Consider the following 21,605-nt stretch of genomic DNA (forward strand, 5'->3'; position numbering starts at 1 on the left):
GATTCCATGGTGCGCGCGTCTGTTGGCCCGCGCATCCAGGCGCCGCCACAAATGTCTTGGCGCAGGGCAACGGGGCGGGGCGCGTTCTTATAAGCCGGCAAATACCCCACGCCCTATAGGGGCGCTAGAGTTTGGCTGGAGTTCGCATCGCTAGCTGTGGGCGGGTGTCCGCCCGGCGAGATGACACAGCCGCTGGTGCCGCGTCACCCCGCCGGCGCCAGCGCCGCCATCAGCCCCTTGGCCGCATTGAACCGGTCGGCCGGCTCGGGTAGGGGCAGCTTGATCTTCAGCTTGTCCGGGCCGTCCATGGCGTAGATGCGGGGCTGCTTCTGGATCAGCTGGATGACGGTCATCGGGTCGACCTTGGGCTTGGCCTCGAACACGATGCGCCCGCCGGCTTCGCCCAGTTCCAGCTTGCGGATGCCGAGCGCGTCGGCGCTGAGCTTGAGCTCGGCGGTGGCGAACAGATGCTTGACCGGGTCGGGCAGCAGGCCGAAGCGGTCGATCATCTCGACCTGCAGCTCGCGTAGTTCGTCCACGTCGCGGGCGCTGGAGATGCGCTTGTACAGGGTCAGGCGGGTGTGCACGTCGGGCAGGTAGTCCTCGGGGATCAGCGCCGGCACGTGCAGGCCGATCTCGGCGCCGCGGGCCTCTTCGCCCACGTCCACGTCGGGCAGGTGGCCGCGGCGGATCGAACGCACGGCGCGGTCCAGCAGCTCGGTGTACAGGCTGAAGCCGATTTCGGCCATCTGGCCGCTCTGGTCCTCGCCCAGCAGTTCGCCGGCGCCGCGGATCTCCAGGTCGTGGGTGGAGAGCATGAAGCCAGCGCCCAGTTCGTCCATCGAGGAGATCGCCTCCAACCGGCGCCGCGCGTCGTCGGTCAGCGCACGCGTTTCCGGCGCCACCAGATAGGCGTAGGAGCGGTGGTGCGAGCGGCCGACGCGGCCGCGCAGCTGGTGCAGCTGGGCCAGGCCGAAGCGGTCGGCGCGGTTGATGATGATGGTGTTGGCGTTGGGGATGTCGATGCCCGACTCGATGATGGTCGAGCACAGCAGCACGTTGAAGCGCTGCTTCTGGAAGCCCAGCATCACCTGCTCCAGCTCACGCTCGGGCATCTGGCCGTGGGCCACGCCGATGCGCGCCTCGGGCACCAGCGCCTGCAGGTCGCGCTGCATGCGGCCGATGCTCTCCACGTCGTTGTGCAGGAAGTACACCTGGCCGCCGCGGGCGAGCTCGCGCTGGAAGGCCTCGCGCAGCAGCGCCTCGTCCCAGACGGTGACGAAGGTCTGCACCGCCATGCGGTTGGCCGGCGGGGTGGCGATGATCGACAGGTCGCGCAGGCCGGCCATGGCCATGTTGAGCGTGCGCGGGATCGGCGTGGCGGTCAGGGTGAGCAGGTGCACGTTGGCGCGCATGGCCTTGAGCGCCTCCTTCTGTCGCACGCCGAAGCGCTGCTCCTCATCGACGATCACAAGCCCCAAGTCCTTGAACTTGACGTCGGCCTGCAGCAGGCGATGGGTGCCGACGATCACGTCCAGCTGGCCCTCGGCCACCTTGGCCAGTTCGGCCTTGATCTCCTTGGTCGACTTGAAGCGCGAAAGCACTTCCACGCGCAGCGGCCAGTCGGCGAAGCGGTCGCGGAAGTTGCGGTAGTGCTGCTCGGCCAGCAGCGTGGTCGGCACCAGCACGGCCACCTGCTTGCCCGCGCTGGCCGCGGCGAAGGCCGCGCGCACGGCGACCTCGGTCTTGCCGAAGCCCACATCGCCGCAGACCACCCGGTCCATCGGCTGGCTGCTGGCCAGATCGCGCAGCACGGCCTCGATGGCCGCGTGCTGGTCCGGCGTCTCCTCGAAGGGGAAGGTCGCGGCGAACGGCTCGTACATGGACCGGTCCACGTCCAGCGCCAGGCCGGCGCGGGCCTGGCGGCGGGCCTGGATCTCCAGCAATTCGGCGGCCACGTCGCGCACCTTCTCCGCGGCGCGGCGCTTGGCCTTGGTCCAGGCCTCGCCGCCGAGCGAATGCAGCGGCGCGGTCTCCACCGAGGCGCCGGAGTAGCGGCTGATCAGGTGCAGCTGGGCCACCGGCACGTACAGGCGGTCGCCCTTGGCGTATTCGATCTCGACGTATTCGGCCGGCATGCCGCCGGCCTCCAGCGTGACCAGGCCGCGGTAGCGGCCCACGCCGTGGTCCTCGTGCACGATCGGCGCGCCCTCGGACAGCTCGCCCAGGTCGCGGATGATCGCCTCGGGCTCCTTGCCGCTGCGGCGCCGGCGATGCGGCTGGTTGGCGCGCTCGGGGAATAGCTGGCGCTCGGTCAGCACCGCGATGCGCGGGGCCTCCAGGGCGAAGCCGTCTTCCAGCGGCGACACGGCGATGGCGAACTTCAGCGGCGCGGCCTCGCCGTCGCTGGCAGCGCGTCCGCCGAGGAAGGCGGTGAAGTCGGGCACCACCTGTGGCTTGAGGCCGGCCGACTGCATCACCTCCAGCAGCGCCTCGCGGCGGCCGGCCGAGTCGGCCGCCACCAGCACGCCGCCTGGGTAGCCTTCGATGAACTGGCGCAGCGCATGGCCGGCGGGCGCGTCGCGCGGGGCCAGGGGCAGCGGCGGCAGTGTGACGTCGCCCAGCGGCGCGGCGTCCTCCACGCGCGGATGGTTCGGCCCGCACAGCTCCACGCGCGGGCGCTGGTTGAGCAGTTCGCGCAGCGGGTTGGGCGCCAGGTACAGCTCCTCGGGCGGCAGCACCGGGTGCTCGACGTCGTGCCGGCGCTGCTCGTAGCGCGACTGCGCCTGCAGCCAGAACGCGTCGGCGTTGGCCAGCGCGGCATCGGCCAGCACCGGCAGCGCCTTGTCGCCCACGTAGTCGAACAGGGTGGCGGTCTGCTCGTAGAACAGCGGCAGGTAGTACTCGATGCCGGCCGGCGCCAGGCCGGACTTGAGGTCCTGGTAGAGGCTGCTGCGGCGCGTGTCCACGTCGAAGCGCTCGCGCAGGGCGTTCATCGCCTTCTCCACGCTGCGCGGGTCCAGCGGCACCTCGCGCCCGGGCAGGATGCGGATCGCCTCGGTCTTCTCCAGCGAGCGCTGGGTCTCCGGATCGAAGGCGCGGATGGTGTCGATGCTCTCGTCGAACAGCTCGATGCGCAGCGGCGCCTTGGCGCCCATCGGATAGACGTCCAGCAGGCCGCCGCGCACGGCGAAGTCGCCCGGATCCTGCACCTGCGGCACGTTGCGGTAGCTGGCCGCTTCCAGCCGGCGCTTCTCGGTGTCGAAGTCCAGCTTCTCGCCGACCCTGTAGTCGAAGCTGCTGCCGGACATGCGCGCCACCGGCGCCAGGCGCTGCATCAGGGTCTGCACCGGCACCACCACAATGCCGCGCCCTAGGGTGGGCAGGCGGTTCAGCGCGGCCAGGCGCTGGGAGACGATGTCCGGATGCGGGCTGAAACGGTCGTAGGGCAGGGTTTCCCAGTCCGGGAACGGCAGCACCGGCAGTGCGACGTCGGGGCCGAGCAGGGTGTGCAGGTCCGATTCGATCTGGTGCGCGGCGTGGTTGTCCGCGGCGATGGCCAGCAGCGGGCCCTCGTGGGCGCGCGCGGCCTGGATCAGGTACCAGGCCAGAGCGGTCGGGGAGGCGGGAGCGCGCCACCAGGCGCGCGCGTGGCCGGCGCGAGGCAGCGGCGGGGAGGGGACGGGCTTGCTCATCAGCCCACCATTTTAACGTGGCCGGCAAGCCCGGCCGCGTGAGGCGGCCGGTACGCTCGGAGCGCTCGGCGGGGCGAGGCGCTTCAGGCCGGGCTGATGGTCTCGGCGGGCAGGCGCCCGTCGGCGGTGTCCAGGTCCAGCACCACGCGCACCAGCCCCTGGGCCGGGCGCTCGGGCAGGACGCGGAAGCCGAGCGAGCGCACCAGCTGCAGCATGGGCTGGTTGTCGTGCTGCACATCGCCGAGCAGCTGCCGCAGATTGCGGCCGCGCGCCCATTTGACCAGCCTGCGCATCAGGTGACGGCCCACGCCCTGGCCGGCGATGAAGCGGCTGACCAGTACGGCGTATTCGGCCTGCTGGCCGTCGGGCAGCACCCGGGCCCTGGCCACGGCGCCCACCAGCGCCTCGCCGGGAGGCAAGGGCTCGGCCGCCACCAGGGCGAATTCGGTTCTTGGGTCCGGGCTGCACAGGCGCGCGGCCTGGTCCGCCGGAAGTTCGGCCATGGTCGTGAGAAAGCGCTGGCGGATCTCGATCGGTTCCAGCAGCTCGAATGCACCACGGATCGGCGCCGCATCCTCTTGCCGGATGGGGCGGATCAGCAGTTCCCGGCCGTCACGCAACCGGAAGTTCTCATGCCACGGCGGCAGTCGCTTTTGCCCGCTCATGGAACCGATGCTGGCACGGGCCGGGTGAAGTCCGGATTGACATGGGTGATGACAGTGCGGACAGGGTAGGGCGCATGGAAAGCGGGGGCGGTGCGTGTCGGTGACATGGCTTGGACACGGGGTGGTCGCCTGGCTGAAACCCGAGTGCCGGTCAGACTCAGGGCCTTGGGCTGTTCGCGCGAACGTCCATGGGTTCGCGCGTTCGCGGGAACGACGAGGGTGGGGTTCGAAGCTCGATGACCGGGGTGAGCTTCCGATCTTGATGGTTATGGTGAGCTTTCAGGCTTGATGGGCGTGGCCAGGCAAGCTTGATGACCGTTGCGCGACGTGACCGACGCTGACACGGCATAGACGCAGTTTCGCCGCTGCCGTCATCTGCCGCGGCCACGACAACGACGGCAGCGACAACCCCGACCGTCATTCCCGCGAACGCGGGAATCCATGGACGTTCAAGCGTCGCCTCAGCTGCGTTCGCCTATCGCCGCGCGCCGCTGAACCTGCCGCACCGACATGTCACCCACAGCGGACTGTCATCTGCCCGTCGTATTGCTGCAGCGCAGCGCCGATATGTTCGCTGGCCCCTGCATCTGCCCCATCTCCCCATGACATCACGCCTCGCGCTCGCCTCGCGGCTGCCGGTGGTCCTGACCGTGCTGGCCGCGCCGCTGCACGCCCAGACCACCGACGGCGCCGCCGCCACCGACCCTTCCAAGCCCGCCGAGCTGTCGCAGATCGTGGTGTACGGCGATGGCGCCGTGCGCGCCGAGCAGACGGTCTCGGCCCAGGCCATCGACCTGCTGGCGCCGGGCAGTTCGCCGCTGAAGGCCATCGCCCGGCTGCCGGGCGTGGCGCTGCAGTCCTCCGATCCGTTCGGCACCTACGAGCTGGGCACGCGCCTGTCGGTGCGCGGCTTCAACCAGAGCCAGATGGGCTACACCCTGGACGGCGTGCCGCTGGGCGACATGTTCTACAACACCTGGAACGGCCTGCACATCAGCCGCGCCATCGCCGCCGAGAACATCGACCGGGTGGTGTTCGCCCAGGGCGCGGGCGGGCTGGGCGTGGCCTCGACCAGCAACCTGGGCGGCAGCCTGCAGTTCTATTCGCGGCCGCTGGAGGACAAGGCCGGCGGCGAGGTGGCCGCGACCTATGGCAGCGATGCGACCACGCACGTCTTCGCCCGCGCCGAGACCGGCCAGCTGTCCACCGGCACGCGCCTGTCCATCTCCGGCGTGTACCACGACGCGGACAAGTGGAAGGGCAGCGGCACCCAGCCCGACCGCAAGCTCAACACCAAGTGGGAGCAGGAGATCGGCCGCGCCACGCTGACCACCTGGGTCAACTACTCGCTGCACCGCGAGCGCAACTACGCCGACCTCTCGCCGGCCACGCTGCGCACCATCGGCTACGACCTGGACTTCCTGGCGCCGGACTACGCCACGGCCATCCTGCTCTCGCAGGTCGATGCCAACCGCAAGGCCGCCGCCGCGCGCAAGCCGCTGCCGTTCCCGTCGGCCGGCACGCAGTTCCCGGCGCCGTACAAGACCGTCAACGACACCTATTACGACAGCGGCGGCATCCGCCGCGACTGGCTGGGCGCCAGCACGCTGGAAGTGCCGGTGGGCGACTGGCTCAACCTGAAGGGCACCTACTACCGCCACACCGACAAGGGCTCGGGCGGCATCTATACGCCGGCGGTGTTTAGCCCCGACGGCTTCCCGCTGTCGGTGCGCACCACCGAGTACGGCGTGGACCGCGATGGCGCGCTGCTGGAGGCCACCGCCACGCTGGGCGCGCACAGCCTGCAGGCGACCTACTGGTACGAGGACAACCGCGGTTCGACCGATCGCAATTACTACGCGGCCAGTCTGACTCACCGCCCGGACGTGACCGACTTCCTGTCCAATCCGTTCCGCAGCGACTTCCTCACCGACCTCACCACCATCACCAACCAGGTCTCGCTGAGCGATCGCTGGTCGGTCAACGATCGGCTGACCATCGACGCCGGCTTCAAGGGCGCCAAGGTGCGCAACGGCATCGTCACCCGGGCCGGCACGCCGTTCATCAACGGCCATATCGAGGCCAAGGACTGGTTCCAGCCGCAGGTGGGCGCGGCCTGGCGCGTGGGCGGCAGCGAGTTCTTCGCCAACTACGCCGAGAACATGCGCGCCTTCCAGAGCTCGTTCCGCGGGCCGTTCGGCACCACCCAGGCCGGGTTCGAGGCGATCCGCGGCACGCTCAAGCCGGAGACTTCGCGCACGGTGGAAGGCGGCTGGCGCTTCGATGCGGACGCGCTGCGCGGCTCGCTGACGCTGTACCACGTCAAGTTCGAGAACCGCCTGCTGGCGGCCTTCAGCTCGGCCAACATCCTGGGCAATCCCAGCGTGCTGCAGAACGTGGGCAGCGTGACCAGCCAGGGCGTGGAGGCCGGCCTGACCTGGCGCATCGACCCGGCGCTGTCGCTGATCGGCTCCTATTCCTACAACGACAGCCAGTACGACGACGACACCGTCAACGGCACCACCACGGTGCCCACGCACGGCGTGCGGCCGGTCGATACGCCGGAGCAGCTGGCCAAGCTGGAGCTCAACTACGACGACGGCACGCTGTTCGGCAACCTGTCCGGCGCCTACACCTCCAAGCGCAACGTGACCTATACCGGCGATGTCACCACGCCGGGCTACACCCTGGTCGATGCGACGCTGGGCTACCGCCTCGCAGGCGGGATCTGGGACAACAGCGAGATCCAGCTCAACGCCACCAACCTGCTGGACAAGCGCTACATCGCCGCGCTGGGCTCGGGGCAGTTCTTCAACACCGCCGCCTCGCTCAACAACACCATGCAGGCCGGCGCGCCGCGGCAGGTGTTCGTGACCCTGCGCAAGAAGTTCTAGGCTTCAGTCCGGCTGCCGCAGCCATTCCAGCCGGGTGGTCGCGCCGGCCTCGCCCAGGGCCTGCTGCAGCTGCGGCAGGGCCGGGGCGATGGCCTGCTCGAACTGCCACGGGGCGTTGATCATCAGCATGCCGCTGCCGGCCAGGCGCAGCGGCGAATCATCGGCGCGCACCTGCAGCTCGGCCAGCCAGACCGAGCGCGCCGGCAGCGCCGCGGCCTTGCGCAGGAAGGGCTGCAGCGTGCGCCGCTGCTTGATCGGGTACCAGACCGCGAAGCTGGCGCCGGGCCAGCGGGTCAGGCCCTCGCGCACGGCGGCGATGATCTGCGGGTACTCGGCGTCCTGCGCCTCGTAGGGCGGGTCGATCAGCACCAGGCCGCGGCCGTACTTGACCTGGCCGATGCGCGGCGGCAGCAGGGCCTTGATCGCGCCGTAGCCGTCGCGCGCATGCACCGCCACGCGCGCGTCGCGGTGGAACAGCTCGCGCAGGGCCTGGGCCTCCTCGGGCTGCAGTTCGCAGGCGGCGAGGCGGTCGCCCTCGCGCAGGTGCTGGGCCACCAGCAGCGGCGAGCCGGGGTAGGCCACCAGCGCGCCGACCGGGTTGTGCGCCTGGACCGCGCGCAGATAGGCCTCGATGCTGGGGTGCAGCTGCGGCTGGCCGAACAGCTTGAACACCCCGTGCTCGGCCTCGGAGGTCTTGCGCGCCTCCGGCGAGGCCAACAGGTAGTGGCCGCGTCCGGCGTGGGTGTCGAGCACGAAGTAGGGGCTGTCCTTGCGGTTCAGCGCCTCCAGCAGGTTGACCAGCACCATGTGCTTGAGCACGTCGGCATGGTTGCCGGCGTGGAAGGCGTGTCGATAGTTCATGCGCGCAAGGATAGAGCGCGCGGCAGGGCGCGGCTATGCTGCGCGGCATGCCCAAGGTCCTGGTCGTGGAAGACGAGCCCGCCATCGCCGACGCGGTGCTCTATGCGCTGCGCAGCGAAGGCCTGCAGGCCGAGCACGTGGCGCTGGCGCGCGAGGTGGTGCCGCGCGTGCGCGGCGGCGGCATCGACGTGCTGGTGCTGGACGTGGGCCTGCCCGACGGCAGCGGCTTCGAGGTGTGCCGGCAGCTGCGCGCCTTCAGCCAGGTGCCGGTGCTGTTCCTGACCGCGCGCAACGACGAGATCGACCGCGTGTTGGGTCTGGAGCTGGGCGCGGACGACTACGTGGCCAAGCCGTTCTCCCCGCGCGAGCTGGTCGCGCGCGTACGCGCCCGCCTGCGCCGGCCGGCCAGCGCGGCGCCGGCCGAGCGCGCGCAAGGGGCGTTCAGCATCGACGACGAAGGCCATCGCATCCGCTTCCGCGACCAGCCGCTGGACCTGACCCGCTACGAATACGCGCTGCTGGCCGCGCTGCTGCAGCGTCCCGGCGCGATCCTCAGCCGCGCCCAGCTGATGGACCGCGGCTGGGACCGCGATGCCGACAGCCCCGACCGCACCGTGGACACGCATATCAAGACCCTGCGCGCCAAGCTGCGCGCGGCCGGCGCGCAGCCCGATCCGGTGCGCACGCATCGCGGGCTGGGCTATTCGCTGGAGCTGTAGCCGATGAAGCTGGGCCTGCGGCTGTTCCTCGGCTTCTTCCTGATCACCGGCCTGGCGGCGTTCTTCGTCATGCGCGTGTTCGTGGCCGAGGTCAAGCCGGGCGTGCGCCAGGCGATGGAGTCCACGCTGGTGGACACGGCCAACGTGCTGGCGGTGATGGCCGCCGACGACCTGGCCGCCGGGCGCATCGGCACGGGGCGGTTCGCGCGTGAGATGGACACCGCCTTCCAGCGCGAGGTCGATGCGCACATCTGGCAGATCCCGAAGAAGCGCATCGACTACCGGGTCAGCATCACTGACGCGCGCGGGGTGGTGGTGTTCGACTCGCGTGGACAGGACCTGGGCCGCGACAACTCGCGCTGGAACGATGTCTACCGCACGCTGCGCGGCCAGTACGGCGCGCGCTCCAGCCCCGAGACGCCGGGCGATCAGGTGAATACGGTGATGCACGTGGCCGCGCCGATCTATGCGCCGGGCGATGCGTCGCGGCGGCTGATCGGCGTGCTCACGCTGTCCCAGCCCAACCGCACCTTCGAGCCGTTCATCGCCGCCAGCCAGCGCAGCATCCTGCGCCGCGGCGGCTGGCTGGTGGGCCTGTCGGTGCTGATCGGCGTGCTGATGACCTGGTGGCTGGCGCGCGGCATCGGCCGGCTCAACCACTATGCGCAGGCAGTCAGCGCCGGCCTGCCGGTGCCCCCGCCCAAGCCGCGGCGCGATGAGATCGGCGACCTGGGCCAGGCGCTGGAAACCATGCGCCGCAAGCTGGAGGGCAAGGACTACGTCGAGCAGTACGTGCAGTCGCTGACCCACGAGATGAAGAGCCCGCTGGCCGGCATCCGCGGTGCGGCCGAGCTGCTGCAGGAGCCGCTGCCGGAGGCCGAGCGCCAGCGCTTCGCGCGCAACATCCTGGACCAGCAGCAGCGCCTGACCGAGACCATCGACAAGCTGCTGGCACTGGCCGAGGTCGAACAGCATGGCTGGCTGCAGACCCGGGCGCCGGTGGCGGTGGCCGAGCTGTTGGCGCAGGTGGCCGCGGCCATGGCGCCGCGCCTGCAGGCCGCGGAGGTGGCGCTGGAGGTGCAGGCCGAGGCGGGGCTGGTGGTGCAGGGCGATGCCTTCCTGCTGCGCCAGGCGCTGGCCAATCTGCTGGACAACGCGCTGGCGTTCTCGCCGCGTGGCGCGCGCATCGTGCTGTCGGCGCGTTCTGGCGAGGGCCTGGTGGTGCTGCGCGTGCGCGATGCCGGGCCGGGCGTGCCGGACTATGCGCTGGCGCGGGTGTTCGAGCGGTTCTATTCGCTGCCCGCGCCGGCCAGCGGGCGCCGTGGCACCGGGCTGGGGCTGCCGTTCGTGCGCGAGGTGGTGCGGCTGCACGGGGGGCGGGTGGCGCTGTGCAACGGTGAAGAGGGTGGGGCGGTGGCGACGGTGGAGTTGCCTGTCGCTTGAGAGAACGTTGAGCGGCGGCTGAGGGGGCTTCGCGAAGAGCACCCCCTCCCGGCCTCCCCCTTGCGCTTCGCGCAAAGGGGAGGGGCAGGTCGCTTGCGCTGGTCGCGCGAAGGGGAGGGGCGAGGCGATCGCGTCAGGCGGGCTTGCGGAAGCGATAGTGGCCGACCATCCACTCGCTGCCGCCGGCGTAGCCGAACAGCTCGGCGCAGGCCATCCAGAACATGCGCCAGCGCTGGTACCAGCGCGCCGCCTCTGCCACGCCGTAGGTCTGGCGCATCAGGCCCATGATCTGGTCGCGGTGCGCGTCCTGGTTGGCCAGCCAGGCGTTGGCGGTCTTCTCGTAATGGGTGCCGGGCAGCAGCCAGCGCTCTTCCAGGGTCAGCGCCTCCTGGAACTGCAGCAGCGTGTCGGCCGCCGGCATCAGCCCGCCGGTGAAGAAGTGCCGGCCCATCCAGTTGTCCTCGCCCTCGGTCTGGAACAGGTAGGCCAGCTCGCGATGGCAGAAGATGTGCACGAACAGCTTGCCGCCTGGCTTGAGCCAGCCGGCCACGCGCCCCATCAGCGTCTGGTAGTTGCGCATGTGCTCGAACATCTCGATCGACACCACGCGGTCGAACATGCCCTGCGGCAGCTGTAGCGTGTTGACGTCGCAGGTGATGACCTCGACGTTGAAGATCGCCCGCTCACGGCAGCGCGCCTCGATGAACTCCTTCTGCGGGCGCGAGTTGGACACCGCGGTGATCATGGTCTTCGGATAGCGCTCGGCCATCCACAGTGTCAGCGACCCCCAGCCGCAGCCGAGCTCCAGGATGCGGCTGGCGTTGGCCAGGTCGGCACGCTCGCCGTACAGGCGCAGCATCTTCTCCTCGGCCTGGGTCAGCTCGGTGGTGTGCTCGTCCCACAGACAGCTGCTGTACTTCAGGTGCTTGCCCAGGCACAGGCGGAAGAACTCCGGCGGGAGCTCGTAGTGCTGACGGTTGGCGGCCTGGGTCTCCACCGCGATGGCGTCCAGGCGCAGCGCGTCGAGCAGCGCCTGTTGGCGCTGGCGCACGGCCTCGGGGCCGCCGCGGCGTTCTTCCTTCAGGCGCTGCGCGCACTGGCGGCGGATGCCCAGGCGCAGCAGCGGATCGGGCAGGCGGCCGGATTCGGCCAGGCGCGTGGCGAGGCTTTCGCGCGAGGCATCGTGTTCGGGCAGGGGGCGGGCGGCGGACATCGGCAACTCCAGGGGGATTCAATGCGTGTGATGGGATCTGTAGCGAATGCGGGGCGCTAGGAAGCGCTGGTCTGCGTTGGTCGCCTTCTCCAAGCGGAGTGACCTTTCCAGCCGCGAACAAACCCAGCTACCGTCATTCCCGCGCACGCGGGAATCCAGGGACTTTCTGGCGAGCAAGCAAGGTCCATGGGTTCCCGCTGTCGCGGGAACGACGAGGTGTGGTTGGCAGCACTCATCCCGAAGTCCATGACGCCTAAGCCTTCGGCGGACGCGGGAAAAAAGCGCTGACCCGGCGCTGATAGCGCGCATAGTCCTCGCCGCGACTGCGCAGCGACTGGGCCTCGGTGAAGGGAATGCCGGTGAGCCGATAGAGAAAGGCCAGCATCAGCACCGGGCCGCTGAAGGCGGTCAGCACCCAGCCCCACGGCAGACCGATGGCCAGCAGTACGTAGGCGAACCAGTGCACCCATTCGAAGAAGTAGTTGGGATGGCGCGACCAGGCCCACAGGCCGGCGTCGCAGGTGCGGCCCTTGTGCGCGGGATCGCGCTTCCACGCGGCCAGCTGGCGATCGGCCAGGCTTTCGCCGGCCAACGCCACCAGCCACACCGCGATCCCGGCCGCGGTCCAGGCCGAGAACGCGGCGCTGGGGTTGTGCGCCACGATCCAGAACGGCAGCGACAGCAGCACGATCATCAGCGCCTGGGCCAGGAAGAACAGCAGGAACTTGCCCTGATGGTCGTGCCAGTGCTCGCGCAGGTACGCATAGCGGCCGTCCTCATGCGCATCGCCGAACACGCGCCGACCCAGATGCCAGGCCAGGCGCAGTCCCCAGGCCCCGCCCAGCAGCGCGACCAGCGTGCGCGGCAAGGCCGCACCGTTCGCCGCAAGGGCGTAGTACACCGCGCTGCCCGCCATGCCCGCGGACCAGACCACGTCGACCACTCCGGCGTTGCGCGTGCGGCGCTGCCACAGCCAGGCCAGCAGCATCACCGCCGCCGCCACCAGCAGCACATGCAGGATCAGCCAGCCGTTCATGCGCCTGCCAACGCATAGGGGTACTGCACGGCGCGCGCGCCGGGCCGCGTCAGCCACAGCTGTACATCGCCGATGGAGCGCTCCAGGAAGCCGGCCTCGCAATAGGCCAGGTAGAACACCCACATGCGGATGAAGCGCGCGTCGTAGCCCAGGGCGCGGACCTCGTCGAGCCGGCTGGTGAAGCGCGCACGCCAGGCGCGCAGGGTCAGCGCGTAGCTGGGGCCGATGTCTTCCAGGTTGAACAGGCGCAGGTCGCTGGCTTTGGCCATCGCCCCGGTCATCGCCGCGACCGAAGGGATGAAGCTGCCCGGGAAGATATGCCGCTTAATGAAGTCCACCGAATCGCGCGCCTGCGCATAGCGATGGTCCTCGATGGTGATGGCCTGGATCAGCGCCTGGCCATCGTGGGCCAGCAGGTCGCCGACCTTGGCGAAGTAGGTCTCCAGGTACTGATGGCCGATCGCCTCGATCATCTCGATCGAGACCAGCCGGTCGAAGCGGCCCTCCAGGTCGCGGTAGTCGCGCATCAGCAGGGTGATGCGGTCCTGCAGCCCGGCCTGCGCGATGCGCTGCGCGGACAGGTCGTGCTGCTCGCGCGAGATCGTGGTGGTGGTGACATGGCAGCCGTAGCGCCCGGCCGCATGCAGGGCAAAGCCGCCCCAGCCGGTGCCGATCTCCACCACCCGGTGCTGCGGCCCCAGCTGCAGCTTCTGGCAGATGCGGTCGAGCTTGCGGGTGGCGGCGACCTCCAGCGACTCGTCCTGATCCTCGTAGATGGCCGAGGAGTACATCAGGTTCTCGTCCAGGAACAGCGCGAACAGCGCATTGCCCAGGTCGTAGTGCGCAGCGATGTTGCGCCGGCTGCCGCGGCGAGTGTTGCGCGTGCAGGCATGCAGCAGCTTCATCGCCGCACCGCCCAGGCGCGCGGTGCCGCTGTCCATGGCGTCGAGCAGGTCGCGGTTGCGCACCAGCAGGCGCATCAGCGCGACCAGGTCGTCGCAGTCCCACAGCCCTTCCATCCAGGCTTCGCCCGCGCCGACGCTGCCGTTCAACGCGGCCATGCGCCAGAACGCCGGGTCGTGGACGCGCAGGTGCGCGCTCAGCGGCGCGGGCTCGTCGACCTCGCAGTGGCCGAGCACGTGCATCTGGCCGGCCTCCTCGAGCACCAGCCGACCGCCGCGCAGCTGGCCCAGGGTGTCGAGCAGGCGGCGGCGCAGCAGGCGTTCGACGAAGGAGCCGGAATCGGCCGGCGCGTTGGCGGCGGGCGTGGTGGACGCGTCGAGGCGGGTCATGGGGCGGCCCTCTTGTCGGGATGGTCGTGGACGGGATTGCCGCGCAGCCACAGGCGCAGCGCATGCCAATGGATGCCGACGATCACCTGCAGGGTCATCAGCGGATAGCGCAGCAGCGCCGCGGCCATGTGCCGGCCGCTCATCGGCCGGCGCCGCAGGCTCAGGGTGGCGTCGAAGCGACGCGCGTGGCCGCCCTGCGGATCCGGCGGGCACAGCACATCCATATGCACGCGCAGCGCATGTCCGGGCACATCGAAGCGCCAGCGGTAGTCGTGTTCCATCGCCATGAAGGGCGAGACATGGAAGCGCTTGTCGAAGCGCCACTGCAGGAAGTCGCCATCGACCATGGCCTGCGCCACCGGCAGCACATAGGCATGGCGCTGCTTCCAAGGCGTATTGGTGATCTGTGCCACCAGCGTCTCCAGCGTGCGGCCGTCGGCGGCGAAGCAGTAATAAAACGTCACCGGATTGAAGCTGTAGCCGAAGGTGCGCAGGTGGGTGAGCATGCGGATCGGGCCGCGCGGCCGCTGGCCGGTGCGCGCCTTCACCAGGTCGCGCACCGCCTCATCCAGCGGCACGGCGGCATCGCCGAGGAAGTCCGCGCGCCGGAACTCGACCACGTTGCGGCGCTCGCGCGACCACAGCCAGCGCCCGGCGAACACGCGGTCCAGTTCGTCCAGATCCAGATAGGCCATGAACAGCGGCCAGGTGAAGGCATGCGGCTTGGGTGCGTGGCGGCGATGGCGCACGCGGCCCACGTACAGCGCGCTGGCCAGCGCGGTCGAGGCGGTATCGCGCACAAAACCATCAGCACACGTCCTTGCGTCGTGCACTTGGCCAGGGGCCGAAACGTTCTCGCGGGCGTGGCTCACGGCCATGGCGATCCCAATGCGCGGGCCACGTCCAGTCCGCTGCGCAGCCCGTCCTCATGGAAGCCGAAGCCCCAGCCGGCGCCTGCGTGCCACACTTGGCCGCGCCCCTGGATGCGCGGAAGCGCGGCCTGCGCGGAGACCGAGGCGGCGGTCTGGTGCGGATGGCGGTAGCGCATCCGGCGCAGCACGCGCGCCGGGTCGATGTGTGCGTCCTGGTTGAGGCTGACGATGAAGGGCACCGGCGCGTCCAGCGACTGCAGGGCGTTCATCCAGTAGCTCACCGTGCAGGTGTCGCCGTCCTGCTCGGGCAGGCGCGCATTCCACGCGGCCCAGGCGCGCCGATCGCGCGGCAGCACGCGCGCGTCGGTATGCAGCACGGTGTCGTTGTCTTGATAGGTGACCGCGCCGAGCACCGCGCGCTCCTCCTGATCGGCGTCCTCCAGCAGCGCCAGCGCATCGTCGGCGTGGCAGGCCAGCACCACCGCATCGAAGTCCTGCTCGCCCGCGGCGGTCCACAGCCGCACCCCCTGCGCCTGGCGCTTGACGCCGTGCACGGGCGTGGCCAGCTGCACTTCCACACGCCAGGTTTTCTGCAGCGCCTGCACGTAGCGGTTGGAGCCGCCGCTGACCACGCGCCAGGGCGGGCGCCCGGTCAGCTGCAGCATGTGGTGGTTGTGCATGAAGCGCACCAGATGCCGCATCGGGAAGTCGAGGATCGTCCTGGCCGGCGAGGACCACAGCGCCGAGGCCATCGGCACGATGTGCGCGTCGCGGAAGGTGGCCGAGTAGCCGTTCGCGGACAGGTATTCGCCCAGCGTCGGTCCCGGCGCGGGCTCGGCCAGCACCTGCGGCGCCTGTCGGTAGAAGCGGCGCAGGTCGCCCAGCATCCGCCAGAACGTCGGGCTGACCAGGTTGCGTTTCTGGCAGAACAGGCCGGCCAGCGTGCCGGCGTTGTATTCCAGCCCGCTGCGCGCATCGCTGACCGAGAAGCTCATCGTGGTCGGCTGCGAGGCCACGCCCAGCGTGTCGAACAGGCGCGTCAGCAACGGGTAGTGGAGCGGGTTGAACACGATGAAGCCGGTATCGACCGCGTAGTGCTGCCCGTCGATCTCGATGTCGTGGGTGTGCGTATGCCCGCCCAGATAGTCGCCGGCCTCGAACAGCGTCACCTGATGACGCTGCGACAGTCCCCAGGCCGCGCCCATGCCGGCGATGCCGCCGCCGACCACCGCGATGCGGCTCATCGCGCGCCCCGCGTGCGGCGCAGCAGCCCCGGCGGCACCGGCTTGAGGTCGCGCACCAGGCCCATCCACGACATCAGCTTCAGCCCGTACCAGGTCAGGTCCACCTCCCACCACACGAAGCCTTGCCGCGCCGAGCCGGGGAAGTGGTGATGGTTGTTGTGCCAGCCTTCGCCGAAGGTCAGCAGCGCCAGCAGCGCGTTGTTGCGGCTGTCATCGCGCGTGTCGAAGCGGCGCGAGCCGAAGCGGTGCGCCAGCGAGTTGATCGTGACCGTGGCATGGAACAGCAAGACCGTGGAGACGAAGAACCCCCACACCAGCAGCTGCGGCCCGTCGGTGTGCAGCGACGGCGCCCAGCGCTCCAGCGCCATGCCCAGCGCGAACAGCCCGGCGGCCAGCAGCACCGGCAGCAGCAGGTCGAAGCGATCGATGAAGCGCAGCTCGGGGAAACGGCGCAGATCCGGGATCGCGGTCCAGTCGGTGCGGAAACCGCGCGGGGTCAGGAACCAGCCCATGTGGCTCCACCAGAAGCCATGCTGGCGCGGCGAATGCGGATCGTCCGGCGTATCGGTCACCCGATGGTGGTGGCGATGGTGCGCGGCCCACCACAGCGGGCCACGCTGCACGCTCATCGCGCCCAGCGCGGCGAACGCCGCCTGCACCGGGCGCGAGGTCTTGAACGCCTTGTGCGCGAAGTAGCGATGGTAGAAGGCGGTGATCGCGAACATGCGCGCCGCGTACAGCGCCACCGCGGTGGCGACGGCGAACCACGACCAGCCCACCCAGAACACGCCCAGACACATCAGGTGCAGCGCGATGAAGGGCACCGCGCGCAGCCAGTCGATGCGGTCGGCGCGGGCCGCATCGAGCGGTGCGTCTTCGGCGGTGTCGAACCAGCGCCGCAGCGCCTGCCACCAGCGCGCGCGGGCCGCGGGCGGGGCAGGGGAGACGGGCGCATCGGCGAGGGCCGGGTCTGACACGAAGACTCCTTCAGGCATTGCGTGAGGAGATGTACGTCGCACGCACCCTCCCGGATGCAGGGGTCAGCTGCCCAGCGTCAGCGCGGTGATGGCGCCCTTGGCCACGACCGGCCCGGTCGCCACGCCGCCCGGCGCGCCGCCAGGCGGTTCCATCGTCACCGCCAGCAGGGCGTCGGCACGCAGCAGCTTGCGCATCGGCTCGGGCAGGACATGCTCGACCGGATGCTCGGGATCCATCACGCCCATCGAGATCGGCTTGCCGCCCTTGGGGATGATCCACAGCTCGGGCACGCGCCCGTCCTGGTGCATCGGCTGCATCGGCATGATGGTCATGCGGCCGTTGCGCGCGTCCATGGTCGCCACGTAGCCGGTACTGCCGTCGTCCTGGGCCAGGGTGGAGACCATCTGCGGCATGCCGCTGGACGCGGCTGGCTGCTGCGCCACCGAGGGCGGCTGCGGGGCCGGCGGCACGCTGCGCAGGGTGGACACCAGCGCCAGCACCGCCACCACGGCGGTGGCCAGGCTGCCGATGCCGACGCTGCGCCACAGGCCCAGGTTGTTCCAGAAGCCGCTCGGCGCTGTCTTCGGCGCAGACGTCGCCGGCACGGGCTTGGCTTCCGGCAGCGCGAGGGCCGCGCGCAGGCGTGCCCAGACATAATCCGGGACCGCAACCGGCTCCAGCTGTTCGAGCAGCGGCGCCAGATGCGCTTCCCACTGCGCCACCTCGGCGGCGAAGGCCGGATCGTGGGCGATGCGTGCCTGCACCTGGGCCCGCTGCGCCTGGTCGAGCACGCCCAGCACATACTCGCCGGCCAGCGGCCCGTGGCCGGGCGGATCCTGTTCGAAGGGTTCGGCGTGGGTGTTCATCGTTCCAGGCACGCCTTGAGCTTGGCCAGACTGCGGCGGATCCAGCTCTTCACCGTGCCCAGCGGGGTCTGGCTGCGCGTGGCCAGCTCCTCGTAGGTACAGCCCTCGAAGAAGGCGGTGCGGATCAGGGTGCGCCGCTGCGGTTCCAGTTCCTCCAGGCAGACGTCCAGGCCGTGGGCCTGCAGGGCGGCGTCGGCAAGCTGTTCGGCGCCGGGCGTGTCGTCGATCAGCTCAGGCCCCAGGTCGATGGGCACCGACTGACGCTCGTTGCGCCCGGCGCGCAGGCGGTCGATCGCGCGGTTGCGCGCCAGCATCGACAGCCAGGTCAGCGCGCCGGCCTTGCCCGGATCGAACTGCACCGCCTTTCTCCAGACATTGGTATAGACCTCCTGCAGCACGTCCTCGGCCTCGCTGCGCTGGGTCAGCACGCGCAGGCACACAGCGTACAGGCGCGGCGAGGTCGCCTTGTACAGGCGCTCGAACGCAAGATGGTCGCCGCGGGCCGTGGCCAGCAGCAGCTGGTCGGCGTCGTCGGCCAGGATGTCGCGTTCGGGGAAATCCGCCATGCGGCGCGCGTCTTCTGAAGAGAGGGCGGAAGGTGCGGCAGATCCTACGGGGCGCCCCGTCAATGCGGTCTCGACACGTTCACCCGGCCCTGCTGCGCTGCCACAGGAACAGCCCCGCCGCGGCGAGCAGGAGCAGCCATTCGCCCGCCACCAGCCCCAGGGTCGTGCCGCCCGGCAGCCCGTAGCGGGCGATGGCATAGGCACGCCAGGCCACGATGGGCGCATAGAACAGCAGGGCCAGGACCAGGCCGTTGCGCGGCTGCCGGCTGCGCGCGAAGTAGGCGAACAGCAGCCCGATCCCGAACTCCATGCCGCCATAGACCGCCAGGAACTCGGTCTGCCCGGCCGGGGTGAGCGCGGTGAATCCCACCGCCTGCGCGGTGCTGTCGGGCGCCAGCGTGCACCACAGCGCCAAGGCGATATAGAGCAGCGCGTTGAGCCACAGGTAGGCGTTGACCATGCCGCGTTTCCTCCGCAATTCAGATGGGCGTGCCGTCGCCCCGGCAGGGCAGGCGCGCTGACCATGACAGGCTCACTGCGCATGGCGCGTCAGCAGCATGGGGGCGCATGCCGAAGCCGGGATCGTGCATGCGTCCAACGAGGGCTTCAAGACGGGGAACATCGGCATCGGCTCCGGGGGCGACACCGGGGATTACGTCGGCGACGCCGGCGCGGATGCAGGGCGGCATCGTCCGACGCCGCCCTGCGGCGTTGTCCGATGGGCTGGGGCATTGCGACGCGCGAGCCTGAGGCCCTGCGGACACCGAGGGACGAGACGATGCGACACGGATGCGCACTGTTGTTGTTGCTGATGGGCCTGGCCGCCGGCGATGCCGGGGCACAGGCGATCTATCGCTGCGCCGCCGCGCAGGGCGCGGCCTACCAGGAGGCGCCCTGTGCCGGCCTTCCGCTGCAGACCTGGGCGCGGGCCGAGCTGGTCGCCGTGCCGGGCCCGCGCCTGGAGCGGGACGAGGCGCAGCGCAGGATCGAGACGACGCGCGAGGCCTGGCAGGCCTCGCTGACCCAGGCGGAATCTCGCGCCGCATCGCGCGTGCGTTTCTCGCGCGGCGCCAGGTCGAGGCCGGCGACGATGCGCATCCCGCGGGCCGATGCCTGCGCGCGTGCCCGCGCGGCGCGGGCGGCGGCCCATGCCCGCCGCGGCCTGCACTGGTCCTTCGACGACGCCTCGCGCTGGGACGCGGCGGTGTTCAAGGTCTGCCGCTGGGGCTGACGCAAAACGGCCCGCCGCGCGGCCCTTGGGGGGCACACGCGGCGGGCCGCAGCGTTCACGCCTTCGGGCTTCAGTGCAGGCCCGGCACCTCGTTGGGGCGCAGGTCGAACACCAGGACCTCGGCGCCGCGACCATTGGCCAGGGTCAGCGTGCCGGCATCGCGCACGCGCACGCCGTCACCTTCGTTCAAGGCCTGGCCGTCCAGCTCGATCGAGCCGCGGGCCACATGCACATAGGCGTGGCGGTCATCGCCCAGCGTCAGCGAGGCGCGTTCCTCGCCGTCGAACAGGCCGGCGTAGACGCGCGCATCCTGGCGGATCTCCAGCGAACCCTGCGCGCCATCGGGCGAGATGATCAGCCGCAGCTGGCCGCGCTTCTCGGCTTCCGGGAAGGACTTCTCCTGGTAGCGCGGCGGCGCGCCGGTCACGTTGGGCACGATCCAGATCTGCAGGAAGTGCACCTTCTCCCGGTCCGAGCCGTTGAACTCGCTGTGCGTCACGCCGGAGCCGGCGCTCATCAGCTGCACGTCGCCCGGGCGAATCACCGAGCCGCTGCCCATCGAGTCCTTGTGCGCCAGCGCGCCTTCCAGCACGTAGGAGAAGATCTCCATGTCGCGGTGCGGATGGGTGCCGAAGCCCTGGCCCGGGGCGACGCGATCGTCGTTGATCACGCGCAGGTCCGAGAAGCCGATGAACTGCGGGTTGTAGTAGTGGCCGAAGGAGAAGGTATGACGCGAGTTGAGCCAACCGTGGTTGGCGACGCCGCGCTTGTCGGCCCGGATGATGTCGTGCATGGGGTACTCCTGGCTGGGTGTTCGGGATGGGGCGGTGGGGCCCGGCCTCACCGTGCGAGCATCCTACTGTCGCCTGGTGGTGCTATAAATCCGTCTTGGATGGAAATACTGTCAACCAAGAAATGACAATCAACGCCCTCGAAGACATGCGCGTATTCCAGGAGGTGGTGGACGCCGGCAGCCTCACTGCCGCGGCCGAGCGCGTGGGCACCTCCAAGCAGCTGGTCAGCCGGCGCATCGCTGCGCTGGAGGCCCGGCTGGGCGTGCGCCTGCTCAACCGCACCACGCGCCAGCTGAGCCCCACGCCACTGGGCCTGGCCTATCTGGAGCATGCGCGCGAGATCGTCGCCGCCGTCGACCAGGCCGAGATGGCCATCTGCCAGCAGGGCGGGGCGCGTCCGCGCGGCACCCTGCGCGTCAGCGCGCCGATGTCCTTCGGCACCCTGCATCTGGGGCCGGTGCTGCCGACCTTCCTCGCCGACTATCCCGAGGTCAGCGTGGAGCTGGACCTGAGCGATCGCGCGGTCGACCTGGTGGGCGAGGGCTTCGACGTGGCGCTGCGCATCGGTGCGGTGGCCGAGTCCACGCTGGTGGCCCGGCGCCTGGGCGCGCTGCGCATGGTCACCTGCGCCAGTCCCGACTACCTGCAGCGCGCCGGCACGCCGCACCAGCCCACCCAATTGCGCGAGCACGCCTGCCTGCTCTACGGCCACGGCCGCACCAGCCAATGGCATTACCTGCGCGAAGGCCGCGCCCTGGCGGTGGAGGTCTCCGGCCGCCTGCACGCCAACAACGGCGAAGTACTGGTGCAGGCCGCGCTCGCCGGCCACGGCCTGGTCCATCTGCCGGCCTTCCTGCTCGACGATTGTCTGGCCGATGGCCGCCTGGTCCCGGTGCTGGAGGCGTTCGAGCCGGCCCCCATCGCGATGAACGCCCTCTACCCCCAGCACCGCCAGGCCTCGCTGCTGGTGCGCGCCTTCGTTGACTTCCTCGTCGAACGCTTCGCTCCGGCTCACGCCCCCGCGCCATAAGCCGCATCCCGCTTCAATCGGCACGAGCCGGTTCAACCGACACAAGGAATCAACGCGCGTGAGCCGCTCTTCTCCCTCCTTTTCGCCGAAGGCGAAGGGGAGGGCCGGGGAGGGGTCGCTCTTCGCGAGGAGCCTCAACCCCCTCCCAACCTCCCCCTTGCGCGTTCGCGCAAAAGGGAGGGGCAGATCCGGAAGCAGCTGGACAC

The 21,605-nt window shown here is 70.2% G+C and carries 18 protein-coding genes; 5 read left to right on the forward strand and 13 right to left on the reverse strand.

Features of this window, described 5'->3' with window-relative positions; translation table 11 throughout:
- Positions 1–203 precede the first annotated feature (203 nt).
- Both mfd and WFQ05_RS02250 read right to left on the reverse strand, forming a co-directional pair.
- Positions 204–3,695: a transcription-repair coupling factor gene (mfd, locus tag WFQ05_RS02245; RefSeq protein ID WP_337052440.1), complete on the reverse strand. Its 3,492-nt coding sequence runs from the start codon at positions 3,693–3,695 to the stop codon at positions 204–206.
- An 83-nt stretch (positions 3,696–3,778) separates the two neighbouring features.
- The gene (locus WFQ05_RS02250; RefSeq protein ID WP_130531402.1) at positions 3,779–4,360 is read right to left on the reverse strand and encodes a GNAT family N-acetyltransferase; all 582 of its coding nucleotides are present in this window, start codon (positions 4,358–4,360) and stop codon (positions 3,779–3,781) included.
- Between the two features lie 602 nt (positions 4,361–4,962).
- Between WFQ05_RS02250 and WFQ05_RS02255 the strand changes: the two genes are divergently transcribed.
- Complete coding sequence (locus WFQ05_RS02255) at positions 4,963–7,254, forward strand: TonB-dependent receptor (RefSeq protein WP_337052441.1); 2,292 nt, start codon at positions 4,963–4,965, stop codon at positions 7,252–7,254.
- A 3-nt stretch (positions 7,255–7,257) separates the two neighbouring features.
- Here the strand turns inward: WFQ05_RS02255 and rlmJ are convergent, their stop codons facing one another.
- On the reverse strand, positions 7,258–8,115 hold the full coding sequence (gene rlmJ / locus WFQ05_RS02260; RefSeq protein WP_130533070.1) for a 23S rRNA (adenine(2030)-N(6))-methyltransferase RlmJ: 858 nt from the start codon (positions 8,113–8,115) through the stop codon (positions 7,258–7,260).
- 35 nt (positions 8,116–8,150) lie between these two features.
- Between rlmJ and creB the strand changes: the two genes are divergently transcribed.
- Together creB and creC are read left to right on the forward strand one after the other, a co-directional pair.
- Entirely contained in the window at positions 8,151–8,834 is a 684-nt protein-coding gene (creB, locus tag WFQ05_RS02265) for a two-component system response regulator CreB (RefSeq protein WP_337052442.1), read from the forward strand.
- Positions 8,835–8,837: 3 nt separating this feature from the next.
- A complete protein-coding gene (gene creC, locus WFQ05_RS02270; protein WP_337052443.1) occupies positions 8,838–10,277 on the forward strand; it encodes a two-component system sensor histidine kinase CreC in 1,440 nt (479 codons plus the stop codon).
- A 133-nt stretch (positions 10,278–10,410) separates the two neighbouring features.
- On the opposite strand, the gene WFQ05_RS02275 is transcribed toward creC, so the two are convergent.
- From WFQ05_RS02275 to WFQ05_RS02315, 9 genes are all read right to left on the reverse strand, one after another.
- The gene (locus WFQ05_RS02275; RefSeq protein ID WP_130522508.1) at positions 10,411–11,490 is read right to left on the reverse strand and encodes a cyclopropane-fatty-acyl-phospholipid synthase family protein; all 1,080 of its coding nucleotides are present in this window, start codon (positions 11,488–11,490) and stop codon (positions 10,411–10,413) included.
- Between the two features lie 253 nt (positions 11,491–11,743).
- The gene (locus WFQ05_RS02280) at positions 11,744–12,526 is read right to left on the reverse strand and encodes a DUF1295 domain-containing protein (protein ID WP_337052444.1); all 783 of its coding nucleotides are present in this window, start codon (positions 12,524–12,526) and stop codon (positions 11,744–11,746) included.
- The gene (locus tag WFQ05_RS02285) at positions 12,523–13,818 is read right to left on the reverse strand and encodes a cyclopropane-fatty-acyl-phospholipid synthase family protein (RefSeq protein ID WP_337052445.1); all 1,296 of its coding nucleotides are present in this window, start codon (positions 13,816–13,818) and stop codon (positions 12,523–12,525) included. Before WFQ05_RS02285 ends, WFQ05_RS02280 begins: the two co-directional genes overlap by 4 nt.
- Positions 13,815–14,618, reverse strand: a complete 804-nt coding sequence (locus WFQ05_RS02290; RefSeq protein WP_337052446.1) for a DUF1365 domain-containing protein — start codon at positions 14,616–14,618, stop codon at positions 13,815–13,817. The genes WFQ05_RS02285 and WFQ05_RS02290 overlap by 4 nt, the downstream gene beginning before the upstream one ends.
- A 68-nt stretch (positions 14,619–14,686) precedes the next feature.
- Positions 14,687–15,934 (reverse strand): FAD-dependent oxidoreductase, encoded by a 1,248-nt coding sequence (locus tag WFQ05_RS02295; protein WP_337052447.1) that lies wholly within the window; start codon positions 15,932–15,934, stop codon positions 14,687–14,689.
- Positions 15,931–16,836, reverse strand: a complete 906-nt coding sequence (locus WFQ05_RS02300; RefSeq protein WP_337052744.1) for an acyl-CoA desaturase — start codon at positions 16,834–16,836, stop codon at positions 15,931–15,933. Before WFQ05_RS02300 ends, WFQ05_RS02295 begins: the two co-directional genes overlap by 4 nt.
- 138 nt (positions 16,837–16,974) lie before the next feature.
- Positions 16,975–17,778 carry an anti-sigma factor gene (locus tag WFQ05_RS02305; protein WP_337052449.1) on the reverse strand — a complete coding sequence of 268 codons (804 nt, stop codon included), beginning with the start codon at positions 17,776–17,778 and terminating at the stop codon, positions 16,975–16,977.
- Entirely contained in the window at positions 17,775–18,344 is a 570-nt protein-coding gene (locus WFQ05_RS02310) for a sigma-70 family RNA polymerase sigma factor (protein WP_130518502.1), read from the reverse strand. The genes WFQ05_RS02305 and WFQ05_RS02310 overlap by 4 nt, the downstream gene beginning before the upstream one ends.
- Positions 18,345–18,423: 79 nt before the next feature.
- Positions 18,424–18,804 (reverse strand): DUF4345 family protein, encoded by a 381-nt coding sequence (locus WFQ05_RS02315; protein WP_337052451.1) that lies wholly within the window; start codon positions 18,802–18,804, stop codon positions 18,424–18,426.
- Between the two features lie 339 nt (positions 18,805–19,143).
- Between WFQ05_RS02315 and WFQ05_RS02320 the strand changes: the two genes are divergently transcribed.
- Positions 19,144–19,575 (forward strand): hypothetical protein, encoded by a 432-nt coding sequence (locus WFQ05_RS02320; protein ID WP_337052452.1) that lies wholly within the window; start codon positions 19,144–19,146, stop codon positions 19,573–19,575.
- A gap of 70 nt (positions 19,576–19,645) precedes the next feature.
- On the opposite strand, the gene WFQ05_RS02325 is transcribed toward WFQ05_RS02320, so the two are convergent.
- The gene (locus WFQ05_RS02325) at positions 19,646–20,368 is read right to left on the reverse strand and encodes a pirin family protein (RefSeq protein ID WP_130531417.1); all 723 of its coding nucleotides are present in this window, start codon (positions 20,366–20,368) and stop codon (positions 19,646–19,648) included.
- Positions 20,369–20,490: 122 nt separating this feature from the next.
- Here WFQ05_RS02325 and WFQ05_RS02330 point away from each other — a divergent pair, with 122 nt between their 5' ends.
- Positions 20,491–21,399: a LysR family transcriptional regulator gene (locus WFQ05_RS02330; RefSeq protein ID WP_337052454.1), complete on the forward strand. Its 909-nt coding sequence runs from the start codon at positions 20,491–20,493 to the stop codon at positions 21,397–21,399.
- The last annotated feature ends 206 nt before the right edge of the window (positions 21,400–21,605 follow it).

It is taken from the genome of Pseudoxanthomonas sp. USHLN014 (genome assembly GCF_037153335.1).
In the GTDB taxonomy this organism is placed as follows: domain Bacteria; phylum Pseudomonadota; class Gammaproteobacteria; order Xanthomonadales; family Xanthomonadaceae; genus Pseudoxanthomonas_A; species Pseudoxanthomonas_A winnipegensis.

Bases quoted from the DNA above. Each gene is read 5' to 3' on its own strand.
- WFQ05_RS02280 (WP_337052444.1), bottom strand. From the start codon at position 12,526: ATGAACGGCTGGCTGATCCTGCATGTGCTGCTGGTGGCGGCGGCGGTG.
- creC (WP_337052443.1), top strand. From the start codon at position 8,838: ATGAAGCTGGGCCTGCGGCTGTTCCTCGGCTTCTTCCTGATCACCGGC.
- WFQ05_RS02285 (WP_337052445.1), bottom strand. From the start codon at position 13,818: ATGACCCGCCTCGACGCGTCCACCACGCCCGCCGCCAACGCGCCGGCC.
- creB (WP_337052442.1), top strand. From the start codon at position 8,151: ATGCTGCGCGGCATGCCCAAGGTCCTGGTCGTGGAAGACGAGCCCGCC.
- WFQ05_RS02275 (WP_130522508.1), bottom strand. From the start codon at position 11,490: ATGTCCGCCGCCCGCCCCCTGCCCGAACACGATGCCTCGCGCGAAAGC.
- rlmJ (WP_130533070.1), bottom strand. From the start codon at position 8,115: ATGAACTATCGACACGCCTTCCACGCCGGCAACCATGCCGACGTGCTC.
- WFQ05_RS02305 (WP_337052449.1), bottom strand. From the start codon at position 17,778: ATGAACACCCACGCCGAACCCTTCGAACAGGATCCGCCCGGCCACGGG.
- WFQ05_RS02330 (WP_337052454.1), top strand. From the start codon at position 20,491: ATGACAATCAACGCCCTCGAAGACATGCGCGTATTCCAGGAGGTGGTG.
- WFQ05_RS02250 (WP_130531402.1), bottom strand. From the start codon at position 4,360: ATGAGCGGGCAAAAGCGACTGCCGCCGTGGCATGAGAACTTCCGGTTG.
- WFQ05_RS02255 (WP_337052441.1), top strand. From the start codon at position 4,963: ATGACATCACGCCTCGCGCTCGCCTCGCGGCTGCCGGTGGTCCTGACC.
- WFQ05_RS02310 (WP_130518502.1), bottom strand. From the start codon at position 18,344: ATGGCGGATTTCCCCGAACGCGACATCCTGGCCGACGACGCCGACCAG.
- WFQ05_RS02315 (WP_337052451.1), bottom strand. From the start codon at position 18,804: ATGGTCAACGCCTACCTGTGGCTCAACGCGCTGCTCTATATCGCCTTG.
- mfd (WP_337052440.1), bottom strand. From the start codon at position 3,695: ATGAGCAAGCCCGTCCCCTCCCCGCCGCTGCCTCGCGCCGGCCACGCG.
- WFQ05_RS02325 (WP_130531417.1), bottom strand. From the start codon at position 20,368: ATGCACGACATCATCCGGGCCGACAAGCGCGGCGTCGCCAACCACGGT.
- WFQ05_RS02295 (WP_337052447.1), bottom strand. From the start codon at position 15,934: ATGAGCCGCATCGCGGTGGTCGGCGGCGGCATCGCCGGCATGGGCGCG.